The sequence below is a fragment of the Streptomyces sp. CoH27 genome, assembly GCF_020181035.1.
Lineage (GTDB): Bacteria > Actinomycetota > Actinomycetes > Streptomycetales > Streptomycetaceae > Streptomyces > Streptomyces camelliae.
The window spans coordinates 1-20,696 of the sequence record NZ_JAIQYY010000013.1 but is presented as its reverse complement, the minus strand read 5'-3'; the positions used below and the strand labels follow the sequence as shown (position 1 = coordinate 20,696).

General features: G+C 71.5%; 22 protein-coding genes and 1 pseudogene. 10 read left to right on the top strand and 13 right to left on the bottom strand.

The window, feature by feature from the left end; all coding sequences use genetic code 11:
• Positions 1 to 19 precede the first annotated feature (19 nt).
• Entirely contained in the window at positions 20 to 700 is a 681-nt protein-coding gene (locus LE548_RS22730) for a pyridoxamine 5'-phosphate oxidase family protein (RefSeq protein WP_225098783.1), read from the top strand.
• Positions 701 to 725: 25 nt separating this feature from the next.
• Here the strand turns inward: LE548_RS22730 and LE548_RS22725 are convergent, their stop codons facing one another.
• The 3 genes from LE548_RS22725 to LE548_RS22715 all read right to left on the bottom strand — a co-directional run bounded on the left by LE548_RS22725 (position 726) and on the right by LE548_RS22715 (position 3,531).
• Positions 726 to 1,679 (bottom strand): DMT family transporter, encoded by a 954-nt coding sequence (locus LE548_RS22725; protein WP_225098782.1) that lies wholly within the window; start codon positions 1,677 to 1,679, stop codon positions 726 to 728.
• 194 nt (positions 1,680 to 1,873) lie between these two features.
• Positions 1,874 to 2,866 carry an EamA family transporter gene (locus LE548_RS22720; RefSeq protein ID WP_263636451.1) on the bottom strand — a complete coding sequence of 331 codons (993 nt, stop codon included), beginning with the start codon at positions 2,864 to 2,866 and terminating at the stop codon, positions 1,874 to 1,876.
• Positions 2,867 to 2,970: 104 nt separating this feature from the next.
• Positions 2,971 to 3,531: a Clp protease N-terminal domain-containing protein gene (locus tag LE548_RS22715; protein ID WP_225098781.1), complete on the bottom strand. Its 561-nt coding sequence runs from the start codon at positions 3,529 to 3,531 to the stop codon at positions 2,971 to 2,973.
• 174 nt (positions 3,532 to 3,705) lie between these two features.
• Between LE548_RS22715 and LE548_RS22710 the strand changes: the two genes are divergently transcribed.
• Complete coding sequence (locus LE548_RS22710; protein WP_225098780.1) at positions 3,706 to 3,912, top strand: hypothetical protein; 207 nt, start codon at positions 3,706 to 3,708, stop codon at positions 3,910 to 3,912.
• Between the two features lie 61 nt (positions 3,913 to 3,973).
• Positions 3,974 to 4,402: an SRPBCC family protein gene (locus LE548_RS22705; protein WP_225098779.1), complete on the top strand. Its 429-nt coding sequence runs from the start codon at positions 3,974 to 3,976 to the stop codon at positions 4,400 to 4,402.
• A gap of 85 nt (positions 4,403 to 4,487) precedes the next feature.
• On the opposite strand, the gene LE548_RS22700 is transcribed toward LE548_RS22705, so the two are convergent.
• The 3 genes from LE548_RS22700 to LE548_RS22690 form a co-directional block, all read right to left on the bottom strand.
• On the bottom strand, positions 4,488 to 5,132 hold the full coding sequence (locus LE548_RS22700) for a PadR family transcriptional regulator (RefSeq protein ID WP_225098778.1): 645 nt from the start codon (positions 5,130 to 5,132) through the stop codon (positions 4,488 to 4,490).
• 149 nt (positions 5,133 to 5,281) lie between these two features.
• Positions 5,282 to 6,016 carry a class I SAM-dependent methyltransferase gene (locus LE548_RS22695; protein WP_225098777.1) on the bottom strand — a complete coding sequence of 245 codons (735 nt, stop codon included), beginning with the start codon at positions 6,014 to 6,016 and terminating at the stop codon, positions 5,282 to 5,284.
• 94 nt (positions 6,017 to 6,110) lie between these two features.
• Positions 6,111 to 6,962, bottom strand: coding sequence for an AraC family transcriptional regulator (locus tag LE548_RS22690; RefSeq protein WP_225098776.1), 852 nt, complete (start codon positions 6,960 to 6,962; stop codon positions 6,111 to 6,113).
• A gap of 116 nt (positions 6,963 to 7,078) precedes the next feature.
• Here LE548_RS22690 and LE548_RS22685 point away from each other — a divergent pair, with 116 nt between their 5' ends.
• Positions 7,079 to 8,515, top strand: coding sequence for an amidase (locus LE548_RS22685; protein ID WP_225098775.1), 1,437 nt, complete (start codon positions 7,079 to 7,081; stop codon positions 8,513 to 8,515).
• An 8-nt stretch (positions 8,516 to 8,523) separates the two neighbouring features.
• Here LE548_RS22685 and LE548_RS22680 read toward each other — a convergent pair whose 3' ends face one another.
• A complete protein-coding gene (locus LE548_RS22680; RefSeq protein ID WP_225098774.1) occupies positions 8,524 to 8,880 on the bottom strand; it encodes a MerR family transcriptional regulator in 357 nt (118 codons plus the stop codon).
• A gap of 94 nt (positions 8,881 to 8,974) precedes the next feature.
• Here LE548_RS22680 and LE548_RS22675 point away from each other — a divergent pair, with 94 nt between their 5' ends.
• Both LE548_RS22675 and LE548_RS22670 read left to right on the top strand, forming a co-directional pair.
• A complete protein-coding gene (locus LE548_RS22675; protein WP_225098773.1) occupies positions 8,975 to 9,433 on the top strand; it encodes a hypothetical protein in 459 nt (152 codons plus the stop codon).
• Positions 9,434 to 9,478: 45 nt separating this feature from the next.
• Positions 9,479 to 10,291 carry a PhzF family phenazine biosynthesis protein gene (locus LE548_RS22670; protein WP_225098772.1) on the top strand — a complete coding sequence of 271 codons (813 nt, stop codon included), beginning with the start codon at positions 9,479 to 9,481 and terminating at the stop codon, positions 10,289 to 10,291.
• Between the two features lie 24 nt (positions 10,292 to 10,315).
• Here the strand turns inward: LE548_RS22670 and LE548_RS22665 are convergent, their stop codons facing one another.
• On the bottom strand, positions 10,316 to 11,119 hold the full coding sequence (locus LE548_RS22665) for a CPBP family intramembrane glutamic endopeptidase (protein ID WP_225098771.1): 804 nt from the start codon (positions 11,117 to 11,119) through the stop codon (positions 10,316 to 10,318).
• A 162-nt stretch (positions 11,120 to 11,281) separates the two neighbouring features.
• A complete protein-coding gene (locus LE548_RS22660) occupies positions 11,282 to 12,817 on the bottom strand; it encodes a glutamate--cysteine ligase (RefSeq protein ID WP_225098770.1) in 1,536 nt (511 codons plus the stop codon).
• Between the two features lie 570 nt (positions 12,818 to 13,387).
• On the opposite strand from LE548_RS22660, the gene LE548_RS22655 reads away from it, so the two are divergent.
• Entirely contained in the window at positions 13,388 to 13,990 is a 603-nt protein-coding gene (locus tag LE548_RS22655) for a hypothetical protein (protein WP_225098769.1), read from the top strand.
• A 287-nt stretch (positions 13,991 to 14,277) separates the two neighbouring features.
• Positions 14,278 to 14,484, top strand: coding sequence for a DUF5999 family protein (locus LE548_RS22650; protein ID WP_071377983.1), 207 nt, complete (start codon positions 14,278 to 14,280; stop codon positions 14,482 to 14,484).
• Positions 14,485 to 14,584: 100 nt separating this feature from the next.
• Here the strand turns inward: LE548_RS22650 and LE548_RS22645 are convergent, their stop codons facing one another.
• From LE548_RS22645 to LE548_RS22630, 4 genes are read right to left on the bottom strand one after another with little or no spacing between them, the layout of a single operon-like run.
• Positions 14,585 to 15,628 (bottom strand): endo-1,4-beta-xylanase, encoded by a 1,044-nt coding sequence (locus LE548_RS22645; RefSeq protein WP_225098768.1) that lies wholly within the window; start codon positions 15,626 to 15,628, stop codon positions 14,585 to 14,587.
• Positions 15,629 to 15,670: 42 nt separating this feature from the next.
• Positions 15,671 to 16,519 carry a carbohydrate ABC transporter permease gene (locus LE548_RS22640; protein ID WP_225098767.1) on the bottom strand — a complete coding sequence of 283 codons (849 nt, stop codon included), beginning with the start codon at positions 16,517 to 16,519 and terminating at the stop codon, positions 15,671 to 15,673.
• On the bottom strand, positions 16,516 to 17,523 hold the full coding sequence (locus LE548_RS22635) for a carbohydrate ABC transporter permease (protein ID WP_225098766.1): 1,008 nt from the start codon (positions 17,521 to 17,523) through the stop codon (positions 16,516 to 16,518). The genes LE548_RS22640 and LE548_RS22635 overlap by 4 nt, the downstream gene beginning before the upstream one ends.
• A gap of 8 nt (positions 17,524 to 17,531) precedes the next feature.
• Positions 17,532 to 18,827: an extracellular solute-binding protein gene (locus LE548_RS22630; RefSeq protein WP_225098765.1), complete on the bottom strand. Its 1,296-nt coding sequence runs from the start codon at positions 18,825 to 18,827 to the stop codon at positions 17,532 to 17,534.
• Between the two features lie 639 nt (positions 18,828 to 19,466).
• Between LE548_RS22630 and LE548_RS22625 the strand changes: the two genes are divergently transcribed.
• Positions 19,467 to 19,997, top strand: a complete 531-nt coding sequence (locus LE548_RS22625) for a universal stress protein (RefSeq protein ID WP_225098764.1) — start codon at positions 19,467 to 19,469, stop codon at positions 19,995 to 19,997.
• Positions 19,998 to 20,339: 342 nt separating this feature from the next.
• Positions 20,340 to 20,696, top strand: a pseudogene (locus LE548_RS22620) (amino acid transporter); the annotation flags it as partial.

Genomic DNA, 20,696 nt, shown 5'->3' with positions numbered 1-20,696 from the left:
TCACCATGGAGGGACCGTCATGCAGGGGACGACCGAGGAAGCCCGGGCCGCCGCCTACACCCCGACCGACCGCACCGTGCCCACGCGCTCCGCGGACCGGGCGTCGTACGACAGGGAACTGGTGCACGCGATACTCGACGAGGGGTACGTCTGCCACCTCGGCTTTGTCCGGGACGGAGCCCCGGTGGTGCTGCCGACGCTGTACGGCCGGGTCGGCGAGCGGCTGTACGTCCACGGGTCCACCGGTTCCCGTCCGCTGCGGATGACCGGCGCGGCCGACCCGGGCCTGCCGGTGTGCCTGACGGTGACCCACGTCGACGGGCTGGTGCTGGCACGCTCCGCCTTCCACCACTCGATCAACTACCGCTCCGTGGTGGTGCACGGCATCGCCCACCAGGTCACCGACCCCGAGGAGCAGCGCCTCGCCCTGGACGCGCTGGTGGACCACGTCGTACCGGGCCGCGCCGCCGACTCCCGGCCCGCGAACAAGAAGGAGCTGGCCGCCACTTCGGTGATCCGGCTGGACCTGGACGAAGTCTCGGCCAAGCTCCGCACCGGCGGCGCGAACGACGAGCCCGAGGACCTCGCCCTGCCGCACTGGGCCGGGGTCGTCCCGCTCCGCAAGGGGTACGGCACACCGCTGCCCAACGCCGACCTCGCGGCCGGCGTCGAACTGCCCGACTACCTCAAGGTGCTGTAGGACACGGAGCCGAAGGACACCTCGGTCACACCGGGACCGGATCCCGCCGGCCGGCCCCGCGGGCCTCGCCCACGGCCAGGCCCGCGACCGCCGCCAGCATGAGCAGGGTGCCGGCCACGGTGGTCGCCGTGAGCCGCTCACCGAGCAGGACGACGGCGAGTACGGCCGCGGTCACCGGCTCCAGCAGCATGATCACGGAGACGACGGCGGACCGTACGACGGCCGCTCCCGCGAAGTACAGGGCGTACGCGAGCGCGGTGGGTACGGCCGCGATGTACACAACGAGCCACAGCAGCCGGGCCGGATGGGCGGTGTGCGGGAGCAGCCCCTCGTGCAGGGCGAACGGCAGCAGGCACAGGCCGGTCACCGCGAAGGCCCAGACCGTGGTGTCGGAGGCGTCGGCGCCGCCGCCCCTCCCCCACCAGCGGGTCAGCAGGGTCATGACGGCGTAGCCCGCGGCCGACAGCAGCGCCAATAGCACACCGGTGGGCCGGACGGTCGCGGCCGAGCCGCCGAAGGTCAGCACGGCCAGCCCGCCGACGGCCCCGGCGACCGCCAGCACACCGCCGGCGCCGAGCCGCTCCCCGAGCAGGAACCGGGCGCCGAGCGCGATGAGCACCGGGCCCGCGCCGAGGGTGACGACGGTGGCCACGGCGAGCCCGGTCGACTCCACGGCCGCGAAGTAGGCGGTCTGGAACACCGCGAGGCCGAGACCCGTGGCGAGGACACGCGCCACCCTGCGGGGCAGCGGTTCGACCGGGGCCGGGCGGGTCTTCGGGCGCAGCCCGCGTCCGGCGAGCAGCAGCAGGAGCCCCAGTGCACAGCGCCAGAACGACAGGCCGAGGGCGCCCATGTCGCTGGTCCGGTAGACCAGGGAGGCGGCGGCACCGGCGGTGCCCCATGCGGCACCGGTGGCGATCAGATAGAGCAGGCCACGCCCGACGGGCAGGCCGGACACAGCGTTCGCGTTCGTCGACAAGAGAGATTCTCCGCAGAAACGCACCAATGGGGTGCGGAAGTTCGGGGGCGACCCGCTTCAGCGGGGCGCGCGGACTTCATCTGCGGGCAGCACCGTCCGGCCCGACGCCACGAAAAGCGCCGGGCGGGTGTTCCGGAGGCCCGCCTCAGGCGGCCGGGGGCGGAAGAACGAGCGTGGACGGCATGACCGGCACCTTAGGCGGACGCGCGGTGTTCGGACAACTCCCGCCCAGGGCGACCGGCGGCCACCGGCTCCGCGGCACCCTGGGCGGGGGTGGCGGACTGGGCGATGAACGCGCCGACGAGAACGACCGCGCCGCCGATGATCTGCGGCGCCGAGAGGTGCTCGCCGAGCAGCACCCAGGCCAGCACGGTCGCGATGACCGCCTCCAGGCAGGCGACGACCCCGGCGACCTGCGGCGACAGCCGCCGTACCGAGAGCACCCCGGTGACGTACGCGACGACCGTGGCGACGAGCACGATCCAGGCCAGCAGGGCGGCGGCCGGTAGGGCGGTGCCGTTCAGGTCCGCGGAGCCGGTCAGCACCGACCACCGCATGCTCCAGGGGCGGGCCACCACGGTGAGGACGGCGGTGCCGACGAGCAGGCCGTAGGCGGTGACGCCGAGCGGGTCCGGGGCCTCCTCGCCCGCGTCCCCGCCGTGGTCGGCGAGGACGAAGTAGCCGACCTGGCAGCAGGCGGCGCCGAGCGCGAGCAGCAGGCCGAGCGCATCGAAGCTCAGCCCCGACCAGACCTCCACCACACAGGCGAGGCCGCCGGCCGCGAGGATCACGCCGAGCGCGGCGGCACGGCTCACGGGCCGCCGCTGGACGAACCGCACCCAGCCCAGCACCAGGGCCGGGGCCAGGTACTCGATGAGCAGCGCCACGCCCACCGGGATCCGGGAGAGCGCGGCGAAGTAGCAGGCCTGGACACCGGCCACGGCGAGCAGTCCGAACCCGGCGAGCAGTGCCGGACGGCGGCGCAGCAGGGACCGGTGGCGTACGGCGAACGGCAGCATGACCAGGGCGGCGCCGGTCACCCGCAGCCACACCACGTGGAGCGGGTCGAGCCCCGCCTCGATCAGCGGTTTTGCGGCCACGCCGGACCCGCCGAAGGCGAGCGCCGACGCGAGCGCAAGCCCGAGCCCGGCGCCCTTGCCGCGGCTGCCCTGACTGCTCTCAGACATCTGCACCGGCACATGATGACAGGCGACGACATGAGCGTCACCCACTTTGACACCTGTCTCATGGGGTGGACGGCGGCATGCCGACCGGGCCGCCAGAACGTGGGTCAGCAGTTCACGCCGCTCTCGCCCGCGTACTCCTCGGGGCCAGACTCGATCCGGGCGCCGAGGGCGTGGGCGGGGATGCCGGCGCGTTCGAGGACCTCGACCGCACGGCTACCGGGGTCCACGGTGAGGGCGGCGAGCAGGTCGGTGCCGGTCGGACGGGGCTCGCCGCGCCGCCGGGCGCGCTCATGGGCGTCGGCCACGGCGGCGGTCGCGGCGGGCGACCAGGCGGGGGTGTCCCGGGCATCCCGTGCGCCGGACGCGTCCGGGGCGTCCCGTACACCGGGAACGGTCGGAGCGGTCACGACGGCGAGGGCGCCGGAGTCCTCCACGCTGCCCTGCCAGCGCAGCCCGTAGCCGATGCTGCGCTGCACGAGATAGCCGAGCAGCCGGGCGAGCCGCGCCGGGGCACCGACGGCGGCGCGGACCTCGGGGTCGTGCTCCAGGAGCGAGTGCAGCAGATGAGCGGTGTCGATCTGCCGGTCCCCGTCCCGGAGAGCCCTCCGGCGGGCACCGGCGACCACCGCCGCCAGCTCGGCGCCGAGCACGGCATCGTCGTCCATGTGATGCGGGACGACCCCGTCATGGGTGGTCCCGCGGGCAGTACGGGGTTGCACAACCCTTACCCCATCAGCCACAACGCCCCGCGTCATCCGCGAGGGGAACCATCTTCGCGTCCCACACAGAGTGGACGTCGCCGATCGGAATCTCATCCTTGCGGAGGAGATTCGGCCGACATGGCGGAGATCCCGCCGATGCGGCCCGAGGGGCGCGCGCCCGCCCTGCCGTGCGCCGCGCGAGCAACCGTCGCGCTTCCCTGCACGTCCACCATGCATATGAAGAGCGTGGGCGAGTGCCGGCTTGCAGCGCTGCCGGCGGTCGACGGCAAGCAGTACGTGTACGACGGTTCAGCCGGAACATCTCTGACGGTTCATCAGTATTGAACATTGCCGCCCCTGCGGCTACGTTCCGCGACACCGTAGCCCGACATGAAGGGGTGGTCGCATGGCCGAAGTCAGCGCCGAGGCACGCATCCAGGCACCGGCCGAGAAGGTGTGGGCGAAACTCACCGACTGGTCGGCGTACGGGGAGTGGAACGCGACCCACACCAGTTTCCCCAAGGGCGGCCCGGAGACCCTGGCGGTGGGCGGGACCTTTCAGGAGAACATGAAGCTGATGGGCTTTCCGGCGGAGGTCGAGTGGACCATCGAGGAGCTGGAGCCGGCCCGGGTGTTCGCCATCCGCGGCAAGGGACCCATGGCCGTGAGCGTCGCCACGCGGTACACGCTCACCCCGGAGGGCGAGGTCACAGCGGTCCGTATCGACGGCGAGTTCACGGGCGCCGCCGTCTCCCTCATGGCGGGCAAGCTCAAGGACTCGGCGACGGCCGCGCTGAACGAGTCACTGCGCAAGCTGGCCGGACTGGTGGCCTGACGGCGGACACGCGAAGGCGCCCCGCGGACGGTCCGCGGGGCGCCTTCCACACGGCGGGGAGGCCGCCGGTCCTCGTCAGTGCTCGTCAGTGCTCGTCGGCGAGGATCAGATACAGCTTCTTTCGGGCTTCGTTGATGACGCCCAGCGCCTTCTCGCGCTGTTCCTTGCTGCCGGTCTTCCAGACCTGGCTGAAGGCCTCCATGAGCCCGAAGCCGGCCTGCCGGATCTCACTGAGGGCCTCCCAGTCGACCCCGCGCGAGGCCTCCTCCCAGGGGGCGTCCGGACCCTCGTCGGCGGCGGTACGCCCGTCCTCGGTGAGCGCGAACAGCTTCTTGCCGCCCTCGCTCTCACTGGCGATCAGGCCCTCGTCCTCCAGCAGCTGGAGCGTGGGGTAGACCGAGCCGGGGCTGGGCTTCCACGCGCCGCCGCTGCGTTCGGCGATCTCCTGGATCATCTCATAGCCGTGCATCGGCCGGTCCTTGAGCAGGGCCAGGATCGAGGCCCGTACGTCACCGCGCCGCGCCCGGCCCCTCGGGCCGCCCCGTCCCCGGGGCCCCCAGGGGCCGGGCCCGAAACCGGGGCCGCCGGGGCCGAACCCCGGCCCACCCGGCCCACCCGGCCCGAAGGGCCCGAAGGCGGCCCGACGACCCTCGAAGCCCTCAAAGCCCCCGAAACCCCGGTGACCGTGGCCCTCGTGCCGATGCCCGTGCTCGTATCCGTGGCTGCGCATTGCGATCACTCCATTCCATCGATGATCTGTCACGTCTGCATCGCGTATCGTTCGCGATGCCTCAACGATATATCGGAACCGATCGCATGACAATCCCCTTCCCGGCGATGCCGGCGTCCTGGCGAGATACCCAGCCCGGTGCGGCGTGCTCAGTGCTCCTTGACGGCATGCAGCAGGGTGACGCCGAGCCACGGGCCGCCGTACCAGTACCCGGGGCCGAGTCCGCGCAGTGTGCCCTGGCCGAGGTGGGCGGCGTACTTGCCGGCCATGGGCCGGAAGTCGGCGACGAGCAGCTGCCCGCCCGGCCGCAGCACCCGCATGGCCTCGTCCACCGCGCGGTAGCGCCCTTCGGGCGACGGGATGTTGTGGATCGCCAGCGCGCTCGTCACGACCTCGAAGGAGGCGTCCGGGAACGGCAACGCGGTCATGTCGGCCGTGTGGACGTCCACGCGGTCGGCAACCCCTGCCGCGGCCGCGTTGGCGAGGGTGACCTCGGGCCGGTTCCCGCTCTGGTCCTTTCCGGACCACAGGTCCACGCCCACCGCGCGTCCCCTCGGCAGCCGCCTGGCCGCCTCGATCAGTACCGCGCCTCGGCCGCAGCCCAGGTCCAGCAGCTGCTCGTCACCCTTCAAGCCGGCCCGGTCCAGCTCCCGCCTCCAGATCCGCAGCTTGCCGTGCAGCGTGGTGTGCAGGTAGACGCCGGTGTGGGCGAGCAGCGCCGTGCCCGCCGTCAGCATCGCGTTGCGTCCCGGCCGCCACCGGCCGGCGGCCAGGCAGCAGGCCAGGCCGGCGGCGCCGACCACCGCCAGGAACGCCGGGGCGTCGACGCCGTACCGCGGCCGCTGAAGGAGCGGCACCGGGGAGTCATTCAGGTCTTTGGACATGCTCGCAGTGTCACGAGCTCCCCCGCCGGGCGTCTTGTAGAAATGTTCCCCGGGGCCACGCCACCGGCCGCGCCTGCCACGTACGGGCCCTGGATCAGGACGTGGACAAATATGCGGGGGCCGCCCACGCGACGTCGTCGACCGCGAGCCACGGCGCGGCCGCGACGGCCGTGGGTGTCACACCGGTGAAGGCCACGACGTCCCGGTGGAGGTGGGACTGGTCGGCATAGCCGATCTCCGCAGCCACGCGTGCGGCACTGTGACCCGCGGCCAGCCGGTGGGCCGCGTGGTCGAAACGGACGAGCTGGGCGGCACGCTTGGGATGGAGACCGATCTGGGCGCGGAACCGGGACCACAGACGCTTACGGCTCCAGCCGACCTCCGCTGCCAGCCGCTCGACTCGAACCCCTCCCAGGTTCGCCACCATCCGCCCCCACACGAAGGCGACCTCGGGCTCGACCGCCGGGCCTGCCGCGTACCGTCGAACGAGCGCGGCCTCCGCTATCGCGAACCGGTCGTCCCATGACCTGGCGGCGCGCAGTCGCTCCTGGGTGCGCGCGGCGTCGCGGCCCCAGAGGTCGTCGAGCGGGACCACCGTGGCACCCGGCTCCGCCCCGGCGCCCAGCACCGCGTACGCGACCGGCGGCGACAGCCGCACCTGCAGGCACTCGATGTCCCGGCCGCGCCCCCGGACACCGCCGGACGCGAGCCCCACGACGACGCTGCCCCTCTGTTGCCGGCCGCTGAAGTCATCGACGACGAGCGGTCCTTCGCCCAGGTCGACGGCCACCGTGACCGCCGGGTACGGGACCACGCCCAGGTCGACGAGGTCGGTCGTGCGGGCGCGGAATCCGGCCATGCCGACCCCCGGCAGCCGGCCGCGTCGCGACGGGGTGGCGATGTCCCACACCGACGCGGCGTCGTGGGCCGGCCCGGCGGATCGCATGGCGCCAAGCTACGCGACATTCGTCCAAGACGCGACGTCCGGGACGGGACGACACTGACGGCTCCCGCAAGCTCCCGCGGGTCCCCCAAGTCCCGCTTCCGGAAAGGACCATCGTGATGCGCTCGCCGATCGACCCGTTCACGCCCGCTGTCGAACTCGCCGCGGCGATCCGCCGCAAGGAGGTGAGCCCGGTCGAGGTGGCCGACTGTTTCCTGGAGCGGATGGACCGGCTCGACCCCCGGCTGAACGCCTTCTGCCACCGGGCCGACGACGAGGTCCGCAAAGCCGCGGCCGACGCGGCCGACGCCGTGGCGCGGGCCACGTCGGCCGCGGACCTCCCGCCGTTCCACGGCGTCCCGTTGCCGGTCAAGGACCTTGTCGACGTGGCCGGATGGCCCACCACCCATGGCTCCGCCGGCGCCGCGCCGGAACCGGCCCGGGTATCGGACCCGGTCGTGCGACGGTTCGTGGACGCGGGCTTCGTCCTGCTCGGCAAGACCACCACCTCCGAGTTCGGCAGCCTGCCCTTCACCGAGAGCGACGCCCTGGGCATCTCACGCAACCCGTGGGACCCGGACCGTACGCCCGGCGGATCGTCGAGCGGAGCAGGCGCTGCCGTCGCCGCCGGGATGGCACCCCTCGCCCACGCGGAGGACGGCGGCGGGTCGATCCGGATCCCCGCGTCGTGCAACGGCCTCGTCGGCCTGAAGCCCACCCGCGGCCTGGTCACCAATGCCACCGTGGAGGTGGAGGGCCTCGGCACCAGTGGCGTGCTCACCCGCTCGGTGGCGGACACCGCGGCGGCCCTCGATGTGCTGGCGCGTCACGACCCGGCCGCGTGGTGGTCACCGCCGACGCCGCGCACCTCCTTCGCCGCCGCGCTGGAGACGGACCTGCCGACCGGGCTGCGGATCGGTGCGCTCACCGACTCCCCGATCGACGGGTTGGCCGTGCACCCGGCGTGTACGGCAGCCGTCGACATCGCTCTGCGGACGCTCGAATCGGCCGGCCAGCACCTCGTCGACACCCCGCTTCCGCTGCCGCCGGCCGACGAGCTGGTGGCGGCGTTCACGACCCTGTGGAACGTCGGCGGTGCCGGGATCGCGCTCGCGGAGCCGGACCGTGTCGAGCCGCACAGTCTCGCCCTGCGTGCGGCGGCACGAGCGATCGACTCGTGGACGTACGCGGAAGGGGTGCGGAAGACCCAGCAGTTGTCGCGACGCATCGTCGAAGGCTTCCTCGCCGGCTTCGACCTCCTGATCACGCCGACGATGGCCTGCCTTCCGCCGCTCGTCGGTGCCTGGCGGGCAGGCACCGAGGACGATCCCTTGAGGGCGTTGCTGAACAGCTACCCGATGGGGGTGTTCACGTCCGTGTTCAACGTGACAGGCCAGCCGGCGATCTCCCTCCCCCTCCACCACGACGACGGCACCGGCCTGCCCGTCGGCATCCAGATCGTCGCCGCACCGTGGCGGGAAGACCTCCTGCTCCAGGTGTCTCGCACCCTCGAACTCGCCCACCCCTGGAGCGACCGCCGCCCGCCCGTCGGCTGAGCGTGTGGTCAGTGTGCCGCCCGCAGGGGGCAGCCGGTGCCGGCGCGGGCGGTGAGGTCCGCGCGGAGCGCGGCCAGTTCGGCCATGCGGGCGTCGATGACGCGGATCTTGTCCTCGAACAGAGCGGACAGCGCCTCGGCGCTGTCCGGCGCGTCCCGCAGCTCCGCCCCGTGCCGGCCGATCTCGGCCAGGGTGAAGCCGAGCGCCTGGGCGGTGCGGACGTAGTGCAGCCAGGTCACCGTCTCCGGCGGGAAGTCGCGGTAGCCGTTGGGCAGCCGGTCGCCGTCGAGCAGCCCGATCTTCTCGTAGAAGCGCAGCGTGTCCTTGGACACCCCGGTACGCGCCGCCAGTTCACCGATCCGCATGACTTCCCCGCCCCGTGGCCGACTTGACCTTGGAGCGTACTCCGCTGTTTAGCGTGGGCGGCGCCCGAGCGAAGCCCCTCCCGAGGAGCCCCCGATGACCCCCGCCTCCCCCGCCTATGCACGCCTCGTCCGTGCGAGCGGCTGGTACGACCTGATCGTCACCGCCGGCTTCGCGACTCCGTGGACGTACGCGCTGCTGCACCGTCTGCTGTCGGCCGCGGGCGACGCGGCGGGCCTCGGCACCATGCCCGCGCTCACCCCGATGCAGACCCTGTACGCCAACCTGATGGGCTCGGTCGTCGTGGTCTGGTCCGTCCTGCGTGTCGTACGACCGCTTCCGCTGTACGGCCTCCTCGACGGCGCCGCCCGCGCGCTGTTCGCGTTGTGGCAGGCGTACGCGCTGGCGCACGGCGGGCCGGAGGTGCTCTGGCCGTTCCTGGTGCTGGAGATCTCGTTCGGCGCGGCCCAGCTCGCCCCGTGGGCGCGGCCGCGTGCCGCCGGCGTCCGAGAAGGCATCCGGAAACGTGTCCGGGAAACGTGCCAGGACTCGTGAATTGGCCTTGGGCCGGGGCCCGGAGCGGCCGCTAGCGTCGGCGTCATGCGCATGCGAATCGTGGACGCCTTCACCGACCGCCCCTTCGCCGGCAACCCGGCCGGAGTCCTCCTCCTGAACGACGCCTTCCCCGACGACGACTGGCTGCAGAACGTCGCGATGGAGGTCAACCACGCCGAGACGGCCTTCGCGCACCGGCTGCCGGAGGGCGGCGAGGCGGACTGGGCGCTGCGCTGGTTCACGCCCGTCGCCGAGGTCGCGATGTGCGGGCACGCCACGCTCGCCGCGGCCCACGTCCTGCACTCCACGGGCGTCCACGAGGGCCCGGTGCGGTTCGCCACCCGCAGCGGGGTGCTCATCGCCACGCCCGCCGAGGACGGCTCGATCACCCTCGACTTCCCGACCTCCCCGCTCACCCGGGTCGAGGTCCCGGCCGGGGTCGCCGAGGCGCTCGGCGCCGAACCGGTGGCGGCCTTCGACACCGGCGAGAACGTCGGCGACCTGCTGGTGGAGCTGGCCGACGAGAAGACGGTGCTGGGGCTCGTCCCGGACCACAAGGCCCTGGCCGCGTACTCCTCGCGGGGCGTCATCGCCACCGCCCGTGCCGAGGACCCCGCCCGCGGCTACGACTTCGTCTCCCGCTGCTTTTTCCCGAACCTCGGCATCGACGAGGATCCGGTCACCGGCTCCGCCCACACCGCGCTCGCCCCGCACTGGTCCGCCCGGCTCGGCCGCGACGACCTCACGGGGCTTCAGGCCTCCCGCCGCAGCGGACTGGTCCGCACCGGGCTGCGTGGCGAGCGCACCCTGCTCACCGGGCGCGCGGTGACGGTGATCGAGGGCGAGCTGCGGGCCTGAGCGGCCGGTCCGCCGGTCAGCGGGTCATCCGGGCGTCGGCACCCAGCCCACCTTGTGCGCGAGGAGGGCGTAGCCGACGAACGCGCCGATGTCGAGCAGGGAGTGCGCGACGACCAGCGGACCGACCCGCCCCCAGCGGCGGTACAGGTACACGAAGACCACGCCCATGACCATGTTGCCGATGAAGCCGCCGATGCCCTGGTAGAGGTGGTACGAGCCGCGCAGGACCGCGCTGGCCACCAGCGCGGTCCCCGGGGTCCAGCCCAGCCGGCCGAGCCTGCGCAGCAGATAACCGACGACGATGACCTCTTCGAGGACCGCGTTCTGCACGGCGGACAGGATCAGCACGGGGTACTTCCACCACACGCTCGGCAGGGCCTCGGGGACGACCGTGAGGTTGAAGCCGAGGCCGCGGGCGGCGAGGTAGAACGCGATGCCGGTGCTGCCGATCACCGCCGCGATGCCGGCACCCCGGGCCAGGTCGGGCCAGGGGCGGGTGCGGTCGAAGCCCAGCGTGCGCAGACTGCCGCCCTCGCGCAGGAGCAGATGGGCGACGAGGGCCACCGGGACCAGGGCGGTCGCGATGCCGAAGAGCTGCCAGGCGAGGTCGAGCCAGGGGCGGCCCGGGGCGGCCGAGGCGTTCATGGTGGCCGCCTGGTCCTTGAGACCGCCCGGTTTGGTCACCGAGCCGATGAAGCTGATCAGCGCGGAGACCCCGCTCGCGCCCAGCGACAGCGCGAGGACGAGCAGCGTCTCGTCCCGCAGGATCCGCCGCGGGTCGCGCTCGCGCACCCCGGAATCGCCCACCGACTCAGCCTCCACCTGCACTCCTGCCTCCCACCGCCGCACAGACCGCCGCACGGACCCCTCGGGCCCACCGGTCGTCCGGCAAGGATCGCAGAAGGAGATATGAGGATGACGTACCGGTACGACGCCGAGCACTTCGCACACCACGAAGCCCCTGTCGGCCCGGCCCGGCGGAGCGACCCCTCAGCCCACGTCGGCCAGACCCAGCGGAGCGACCTGTTCCGGCAGCCCCACCGGCCACAGGTGTACCGCATCCCCCGCGTGCATCAGCTCGGCATAGCGGCGCGTCGTGGCGGCCAGTGCGCCCTCTCGGGTCAGCCCCTGTTCCAGGGCCCGGTGGAAGGTGGCCGCCTGCCAGGACGCCCCGTTCGCCCGGCGTCGGCAGCGCTCCTCGATGACGCCCAGGTAGAAGTCCCGGTCGGCGGGTTCCACGCCCCACGCGTCCAGCCCGGCCGAGGCGAGCGGCAGCAGCTCGTCGCGGACCAGAGTGACGGCTTCGACCTCGCCCGTGCCGCCGTAGCGCCCGCGCCGGGGCCACACGAAGCGCGCGTCGATGCCGTACCGGCACGCGGCGTCGAAGTTGGCCTCGGCCGCGGCGAACGGAAGCCGGGTCCACACCGGCCGGCTCTCGTCGGCGAGGGTGCGCACCAGGCCGTAGTAGAAGGCCGCGTTGGCGATCACATCGGTGACGGTCGGTCCGGCCGGCAGCACTCTGTTCTCCACCCTGAGGTGCGGTACGCCGTCGGCGATGCCGTACACCGGCCGGTTCCAGCGGTAGATCGTGCCGTTGTGCAGCACGAGTTCGGCCAGGCTGGGCGTGCCCCCGGCGGCGACGACCGCCAGCGGGTCCTCGTCGTCGCAGATCGGCAGCAGGGCCGGGAAGAAGCGGAGGTTCTCGGCGAAGAGTTCGTGCGCGGAGCTGATCCAGCGCTCGCCGAACCAGGTACGCGGCCGTACGCCCTGTGCCTGGAGTTCGGGCGGGCGGGTGTCGGTGGACTGCAGGAACAGCGGGGGGCGGGACTCGCGCCACAGCTCGTGCCCGAACAGGAACGGTGAATTGGCGCCGACGGCGATCTGCGGGGCGCACACCACCTGCGCCGCGTTCCACACGTCGGCGAACCGTGCCGGGGTGACCTGCAGGTGCAGCTGTACGGAGGTGCAGGCGGCCTCGGGAACGATCGACTTGGCCGTCCGGACGAGATGTTCCACGCCCTCGATGTCGAGCCGGAAGTCCTCGCCGCGCGCGGCCACGATCTGGTCGTTGAGCAGGGCATACCGGTCGACCTCGGAGAGGTTGGCGGAGATCAGGTCGTCCGGGCCGAGCGTCGGCAGGATGCCGATCATGACGATGCCGGCGTCCACCTCACGGGCCTTGCGGTCGGCGTAGGCGAGCGAGGTGCGCAGTTCCTCGGCGAGCCGGTCGAATACCCGGCCACCCAGCCGGTGTGGGGCTATGTTGACTTCCAGATTGAATCTGGCGAGTTCTGTTTGGAAATCGCGGCTCGCGATGCGCTCCAGCACCTGGCCGTTGAGCATTTTCGGCATGCCGTCGGTACCGGCGAGATTCAATTCGATCTCGACGCCCATGAGGTTCTTGGGGCGGTCGAACCGCTTCTCCACCAGCAGCCGCTCCAGTCCCGTGAGGCACTTCTGGAGCTTTTCGCGATAGCGCTGGCGATCGGACAGGTCGTACTGCCCCGCCACGACCTTCTCCCCCATCGAAGTGTCCCTCCTCGGTGGGCGGACCGACGTTACGGCCGCCGGGCTCCCGGGTGCAGGGGGGATGATGCCCAGCGGAAGCGATCGATAACGCACCGCGCGGGCCCGGCGCGCGCTACTCTGTCGGATTGTTCCCAGCGGCATTTTCACGGGGCAAGCTTCATCCCGCCACTGCGGGTACCCTGAGCGTCTCGTGAAAAACGCCGACGACATTCGGCCGACCGATACCGGCGCGTATTCCGAGGTCAGCGGCGGGACACCGGTCCGAGAATCGGGAGAAGTCCCGCAAATCGACGGCGTATTCCCGTCTTGCGCACCTCACCGGAATGGGATAGACGAAACAACGGCCGAACACGCGTCATATAAACTTCGCCCACAAGGCAGAAGGTTGACGCCCTCGGTCGTGGTTCCTGCCATGTTCCTGCCGTCGCGGTCACGGGAGGCAGACCGAGCCGCACCCACGTTCACCGAACCGGGCCACCACCCTTCCGGCCTTTCCGTGAGCTGACAGCGCCGTCCGCCCCACCCTCCTCGCGCCGCCGCGCCTGTCGAATGAGAGAGGCGACCCACATGCCGCTGCACGTGCCCCCTGCCCCCGCGCCCGCACTGCGCTCCGTTCTCACCGCCCTCGGTTCCCCCACCGCGGTCCGCGAGGCCCCCACCCCCTCCCTGCGCGCCGCGCAGGGCCCGGCGACACCCGAACTTCCGCTGCCCGTGCATGTGCTGGACCGGATCACCGCACAGGGCCTGTCCGCGACCCGGCTGGCCGGCTGGCGTTTCCTGATCCGCTGCGGCGACAAGGCGGTGGCCGCGGCCGACACGATACTCACACCCGACGGCTGGGCCTTCTCGCACTTCTTCGAGGGCCCCTACGTCCCCTCCACCGAGCGTGCGCTGCGCCAGGCCGAGGCGCTGCAACAGCCGTACCAGGCGCGGCTGTTGTCCGTCCCCGGGCTGTACATGCTCACGCTGTGGCTGCACGGCGACACCACCGCGGACGGCGCCGAGGGGCACCCGGCCGGCACCGATCTGCTGGTGCCGCTGGCCCCGACCCCGCCCGGCATCCCGGCGCACCGCCCGTACCGGGTTGCCGAGCTGCTGCCGGTGCTGACCCATCGCGCGACACCGCTGCCGGTGCTCGGCCCGCCCGTGCTCGACTCGCCCGCCGCCTGACCCCCTGAGTCCGCACGACCCTCGTACCCCGCTGTCCGCTCCGGGCGGCGGGGTACGCCCGCGTCAGGGGCCTGGCCTGCACGGACTAGCCCTATCCGGCCACTGCGAACCACCCAAAGGGACAGTGACTTGGACTGAACCGTCCGCGCGGGTGACGCGTCATGAACCTGTGAGAAGCGGTGCCGCGAAATCCCTGCGGAATGACGCCCGGAGGGCAAGACTGGGTTCCGACCGACTTATCACCACGGGGGACGGCCATGACCACGACAGAGCGAGAGATCCCACCCATGTGCCAGCACCAGCCGCCGTGTCCGACAGCCGAATCCGCCGACCGGGAATCCGCCCGTCTCGTGGCGCACCACCCGGAACAGGGCTGGAGTCTGCTGTGCAACGGCGTCCTGCTCTTCGAGGACACCGGTGAGCTGCTGCCCGACGGCCGGATCATCGCTCCGCACCGCCCGCTGGGTGCGGAGCACGTGATGACCGCCGCCTGAGCGGAGCGCCCGCGAACGACCCGAGGGGCCGGCCGCACCCCGTGAGGTGCGCACCGGCCCCGATGCATGTCCAGGGGTGGCTACCGACCGTGGCCGGACGCTAGCGCAGCGCCTCCCGCAGCGCCTGGTACGCCGGCTTGGGGTTCAGCTGCTCGTCCCACGGCAGGGCGGCACCCTCGCCCGGGAAGACGGCCGGGATCCACGAGTACTTGTCCGTGTAGTCCCAGATGGTGATGCCGACGCACCGGCGCACGGCCAGGCAGGCCTCTGTCAGCTGCCGGTACCAGCTCGCCTGCTCGGCCAGCTTGTCGTCGGTGGCGGGCAGCTGCATCCGTATGTCGACCTCGGTGAGCGCGGTGTCCAGGCCCAGGGCGGAGAAGCGGCCGAGGTTGTCCTTCAGGGTGCTGGGATAGCCGTACTGGAGGGCCAGATGGGTCTGGAAGCCGATGCCGTCGAGCGGGACGCCCTGGGCCTTGAGCTTCTTGGCGAGCGCGTAGTAGGCGTCGCTCTTCGGGCCGGTCGCCTCGATGTTGTAGTCGTTGAGGTAGAGCTTGGCGTGCGGGTCGGCCTGGTGGGCCCAGCGCAGGGCGTCGGCGATGAAGCCGGGGCCGAGGGTCTTGTACCAGATCGTCTGGCGGTACGTGCCGTCCTCGTTGAAGGCCTCGTTGACGACGTCCCAGGAGTACACCTTGCCCCGGTAGTGCCGTACCTCGGTGGTGATGTGCTTCTTCAGCACGGCCCGCAGTTCGGTGGCCGTCCATTGCTTGGAGGTGAGCCAGTCGGGCAGCTGGCTGTGCCAGACCAGGGTGTGGGCGCGGACCTTCTGGTGGTTCTTGCGGGCCAGGTTCACGATCTGGTCGCCGTTGGTCCAGTCGAAGACGCCCTGCTGGGGCTCGGTGGCGTACCACTTCATGCCGTTGCCGGGCGTGATCATGTTGAACTCGCTGCCGAGGATCTTGGTGTAGGCGCTGTCGGTCAGCTCGGGGTTGTCGGTGGCGCTGCCGAAGTAGCGGCCATGGCGCTCGGCGAGGTTCGCCAGTGTCGGCTGCTTCGGGCTCGCCTGGGCGGCGGGACCGGTGGCGAGGCCGGCGGCCACGAGGACGGCCGCGAGGGCGCCGGTGAGTCTCAGACGTACGTGGGGCATGGTGCGGCTCCTGTCTGTCGGATCTCTGCGAAAAAGGTGTGCTCAGCCCTTGGTGGCGCCGGCGGTGAGGCCGCCGACGAGCTGGCGTTCGGCGACGGAGTAGAAGGCGAGGGCGGGGACCATCGCAAGCACGAGATAGGCGAAGACGCGCGCGGTGTCGGCGGAGTACTGGCCCTGGAACTGCTGCACGCCGATCGGGATGGTCCACCAGGTGTTGTCGGTGAACACCAGCAGCGGCAGGAAGAAGTTGTTCCAGCTGGTGACGACGGCCAGGACCGAGACCGTGCCGAGCGCGGGCCGGGCCATCGGCAGCAGCACCCGCCAGAAGAAGCCGAGCGGTCCGCAGCCGTCGAGCGTGGCCGCCTCCTCCAGTTCACCGGGGATCTGCCGGAAGAAGCCACGCAGGATGATGATGGTCATCGGCAGTCCGAACGCGGCCTGCGGCAGGATCACGCCCAGCGGGTTGTCCAGCAGGCCCATCGAGCGCAGCAGCAGGAACAGCGGCAGCGCGGCCACCGCGAACGGGAACATCAGCCCCATCGTGAACAGCGTGAACAGCAGCTCCCGGCCACGGAAGGCGAAGCGCGCGAAGGAGAACGCGGCGAGCGCGGAGACCGCGACGACGATGACCGTCGTACCGACCGCGATCAGCGTGCTGTTGCCGACCAGCCGCCAGAAGGAACCTGACTTCAGGATGTCCCCGTAGTTGGAGACGACCCAGGGGTGCGGCAGGCCCACCGGGTTGCGGGAGAGCTGGTCGGTGGACTTGAAACCGGACAGCAGCGCGTACAGCAGCGGTACGGCCATCACCGCGCCGACGGCGATCAGCACCACGTGCAGCGGCAGGTTCCGGCCCCTGCGACGGACGCTGCGGTGTGTCTCCTGGCTCATGCGCCGGCTCCCCTCATGTTCGTGGTGGCCCCTTCCAGGTCGCGGCGCAGGACGAACCGCTGGTAGGCGAGGGCGAAGACGAGGCTGATGGCGAACATGACCACGCTGATCGCGCTGGCGTAGCCGACCTGGTAGCGCTTGAAGCCGTACTGGAACATGGTCACGGCCATCGTCTCGGAGTGGTGGTCGGGCCCGCCCGCGGTGACCACCCACACCAGGTCGAACAGCTGGATCGCCCCGATCACGGACAGGAAGACGCTGATCCGCAGGGTGGGCGCGAGCAGCGGCAGGGTGACATGCCGGAAGCGCTGCCAGGGGTTCGCGCCGTCGACGGTCGCCGCCTCGGTCAACTCGGCCGGGATGGCCTGGAGTCCGGCCAGGTAGAGCATCATGTGGAAGCCGAAGTACTTCCACGTCATGACGAGGAACAGCGTGGCCATCACGGTGGAGGTGCCGGAGAACCACTCACCGCCGAGCCCGCCGAGCCCGACGGCCTTGAGAACATGGTCGGCCAGGCCCTGGTCCGGGGCGAAGATCATGCTGAACAGCACGCCGGTGATCGCCTCGGACAGGACGTACGGCGCGAAGAACAGCATCCGGTATGCCGCCCGGCCGCGCACCTTCTGGTTGAGCAGCACGGCCATGGCGAGCGCGAACGGCAGCTGCACCGCCAGCGACAGCACGACCAGCAGCAGCATGCGCCACAGGTCGCCGAGGAACACGGGATCCCGGAACAGCCGGCTGAAGTTGTCGGTGCCGGTGTAGTCGGACGGCATCCCGAAGCCGCCCCAGCGGAAGAAGGACGCGTACAGCGCGAACAGGATCGGCAGCAGCACCAGGACGCCGAACAGGGCCAGGGCGGGCACCTGGAGGCCGACGGCGGTGAGCCAGTGCAGGGCGCGCCGGCGGCTGCGCTGCCGGGCAGCATGCGTCGCCGGGACCGCCCCGAGGGCGTCGGGACCGTTCCGTTCGCCCTGCTGATCCGAGAGGAAGGTCGAGGTCATCGCGCGCCCTACTGCTCCTGCTTCGCGGTGCTGGTGATCGACGACGTGACCTGCTGCGGGGACTTGGAGCCGGCGATCAGCCCGGCCACGCTGTCGTTGACCTGCTGGCCGAGCGCGGGCGCGTAGGCCTGGTCGAGGTAGAGCTGGAAGCCCGTCGCGCCCTTCAACTGGGCTTGTACAGCCTTGATGTTGGGGTCGGTCAGGGCGCTCTCCGCCGCCGGTACGACGGGCAGGGTCTTGGTCTTCTGCACCAGTTCGCGGTCGGTGGCCTCGGAGGCGAAGAACTTCAGGAAGTCCACGGCCGCCTGCGGGGCGCCCTTGCGCAGGGCGTGGCCGCCGCCTCCGCCGAACACCTCGGTGATCTTGCCGGCGCCGCCCTCGACCTCGGGGAACGGGAAGAAGCCGAGGTTCGCGCCGAGCCCCTTGCCCGCGTCCGCCTCCACGACGGGCGCCCACTGGCCCATGAGCTCCATGGCCGCCTTGCCGTTGCCGACGGCCGCGGCCTGCCCGGTCGGAGTGGAGTAGGCAGCTCCGAGGAACCCCTTCTGGAAGGGCTGGAGGTCCACGAGATCCTTCAGGTGCTGTCCGGCCTGCACGAACCCGGCGTCGCTGAAGTCCTTCTTGTCGTCGGCCTTCTGCAGGGCGTCGACCCCGGCGGTGCGCATCGCGAGGTACGCCCAGTAGTACATGCCGGTCCAGCTCTCCTTGCCGGCCAGCGCGAGCGGGGTGATCCCGGCGGACTTCAGCTTCTTCACGGCGTCCAGGAAGGCGCTCCAGGTGGCCGGGGGCTCGCTGATCCCGGCCTGCTTGAAGAGCGCCTTGTTGTACCAGAAGCCGATCATGCCGATGTCGAACGGGACGCCGTACAGCTTGCCGTCGACGAGGTACGGCTGCTTGGCGACCGACAGCAGTCCGTCGGCCCAGGGCTTGGTGCGGTCGGTGAGGTCCTCGACCAGTCCGGCGTCGACCTGCTGCTTCAGCACGCCGCCGCCCCAGGTGTGGAAGATGTCGGGCAGCTTCCCGGAGGCGATGAGCGCGGTCATCTTCGACTTGTAGGCGTCGTTCTCCAGCTGGACGATCTTGATCTTCACCTTGGGGTTCTGGGCCTCGAACTTCTTGGCCAGGCCGGCCCAGACGGTCTTGGTGGGCTCGGTGGTCGAGATGTTCCACCACTCGATCGTGGTCGTCCCCGAGGACGACCCTCCGTTTGAGTCGCCGCCGCAGCCGCTGAGCGCGGTCACCCCGAGACCGGCGGCGACGGAGGCCGCCAGGAAGCCGCGGCGGGACAGTGCAGGGTCGCCCATCTTGCGCTCCTTCGAAACTTTCGGAGTTGCCGTGGAGAGGGTCCCGACTGAGAATGCGGGGGCCACCGAAGGCCCGCCGGACCGTTCACCGCATCCCGGGCTGGCCGAAACATTCGAGCAAAATCCCGAACGTTCCGAACCGCGACTCTAGAAAGGGGCGTGAGGAGCGTCAAGGTGTCGTGCACGGCCACTTGGGTCGACAGACAGCGGCCGTCGAGTTCGGCCGGTCGAACGGCCCCTTCGGAAGTTTCGACGGCGAAGGCCACGGTGTCGGGGCCGGTCGCACACCGGTCCCACCCGGGCCGGCCGTCGGGCCGCTCCACCGGCACCGGGAAGGCCTCCCGGCCGAGGACGTGGAACTCCGGGACGTATCCGCGCGGCCGGGGGCCGAGCAGCACCATCCACCGCCTGCCGCCGGCCGCCGGCCGCCCTGGACATTGCGAAAGTTTCGGTCGTGGCGCCGAATCTCAGTGGCGGACGGGCTTGTCGACCCGGGTGCGCACCAGAAGGGCCGTCCGCCCGGCTGGTCGAATCGCCCGCGCGGGAGTGGGATGGAAGAAGACGGCAAAGGCCTTGCAGGCGGGCACGTCCGCACATCACCCCCGCGGCGCCCGCCAGGACGCGAGGATCGGTGGAGCGATGTCCGGTTACGACGCCTCGGCGGCGGCGCGGGTGGTGGTCGGTGTGAGCGGCTCCCTGGGCAGCGTCACGGCCCTGCGGCGGGCCACCGTGCTGGCCCGCCGGCTGGGAGCCGAGCTGTGGGTGGTGCTGGCCTGGGAGCCGCCCGGCGGTGACGCCGCCGCGCGCCGCTCCCTCGCCGGCGGCCTGCCGGCCGACGAGTGGCAGCGGCTGGCCCGGCAGCGGCTGGCCGCGGTGCTCGACGAGATCTTCGACGGGAACAGTCCGGGGGTACCGATGTGCGGGGTCGTCGTCCGTGGCGCCCCGGGCCCCGCACTGGTGGCGACCGCGGACCGGGAGGACGACGTCCTGGTCGTGGGCGCGGGGCGGCGCGGGCTGCACCGCGCCTTCTCCGGCCGGGTCTCCCGGCACTGCGTGGCCCACGCGGTCTGCCCGGTCCTCGCCGTACCCCCGTCCCCGCTCGAATCCGAGCTGGTGTCCGTCCACCGGCGGAACACATGGCATCTGCGTCTGGACCTCCGGCGGCTGTGAGTGGTCACACACCGTGGTCGAGCACCGTGCCGCCGGGCTGCCCGCCGGACACAGCACCGGCATCAGGGAACCGTTCCGTCCCCGTCAGGACGCCGTCAGGACAGCACGCCGGATGGTCCGGTCGGACCGATCTCATGCACACGGCCATTATGTTTGTGTCCCAGGCCACAGCCCACGGCCTTCGCCTCTTGATGCGGTGTGATCACCGGCGCGTCATTCTTAACGCAAGCTTGACGCCCGCCGAGCCGAGATCCATGGGCCCAGACATCACTCTCCGCATACGCTGGTGCGGCCGTCCGCGTGATGGCCGGAAAGAGCTGAGCCGCACACAGGAGCACGCCGATGGCGACAACCGAAAACCCTCCTTCCAGTCGTTTGCGCGCCTGGATGCTGGAGGGGCTGTCCGACATGGGCAAGCACGGAGGTCACACGGGTCCGCACGCCGAGCCGGAGCCCCCGCACCAGGGGCAGCGGTGGTGGCGGGTGATGTGCCTGACCGGTGTCGACTACTTCTCCACCCTCGGCTACCAGCCGGGCATCGCGGCGCTCGCGGCCGGCCTGCTGGGGCCGATCGCGACCATCATCCTCGTCATCGTCACCCTGGCCGGCGCGCTTCCGGTATACCGCCGGGTCGCCGAGGAGAGCCCGCACGGCGAGGGCTCGATCGCCATGCTGGAGCGGCTGCTGTCCTTCTGGCAG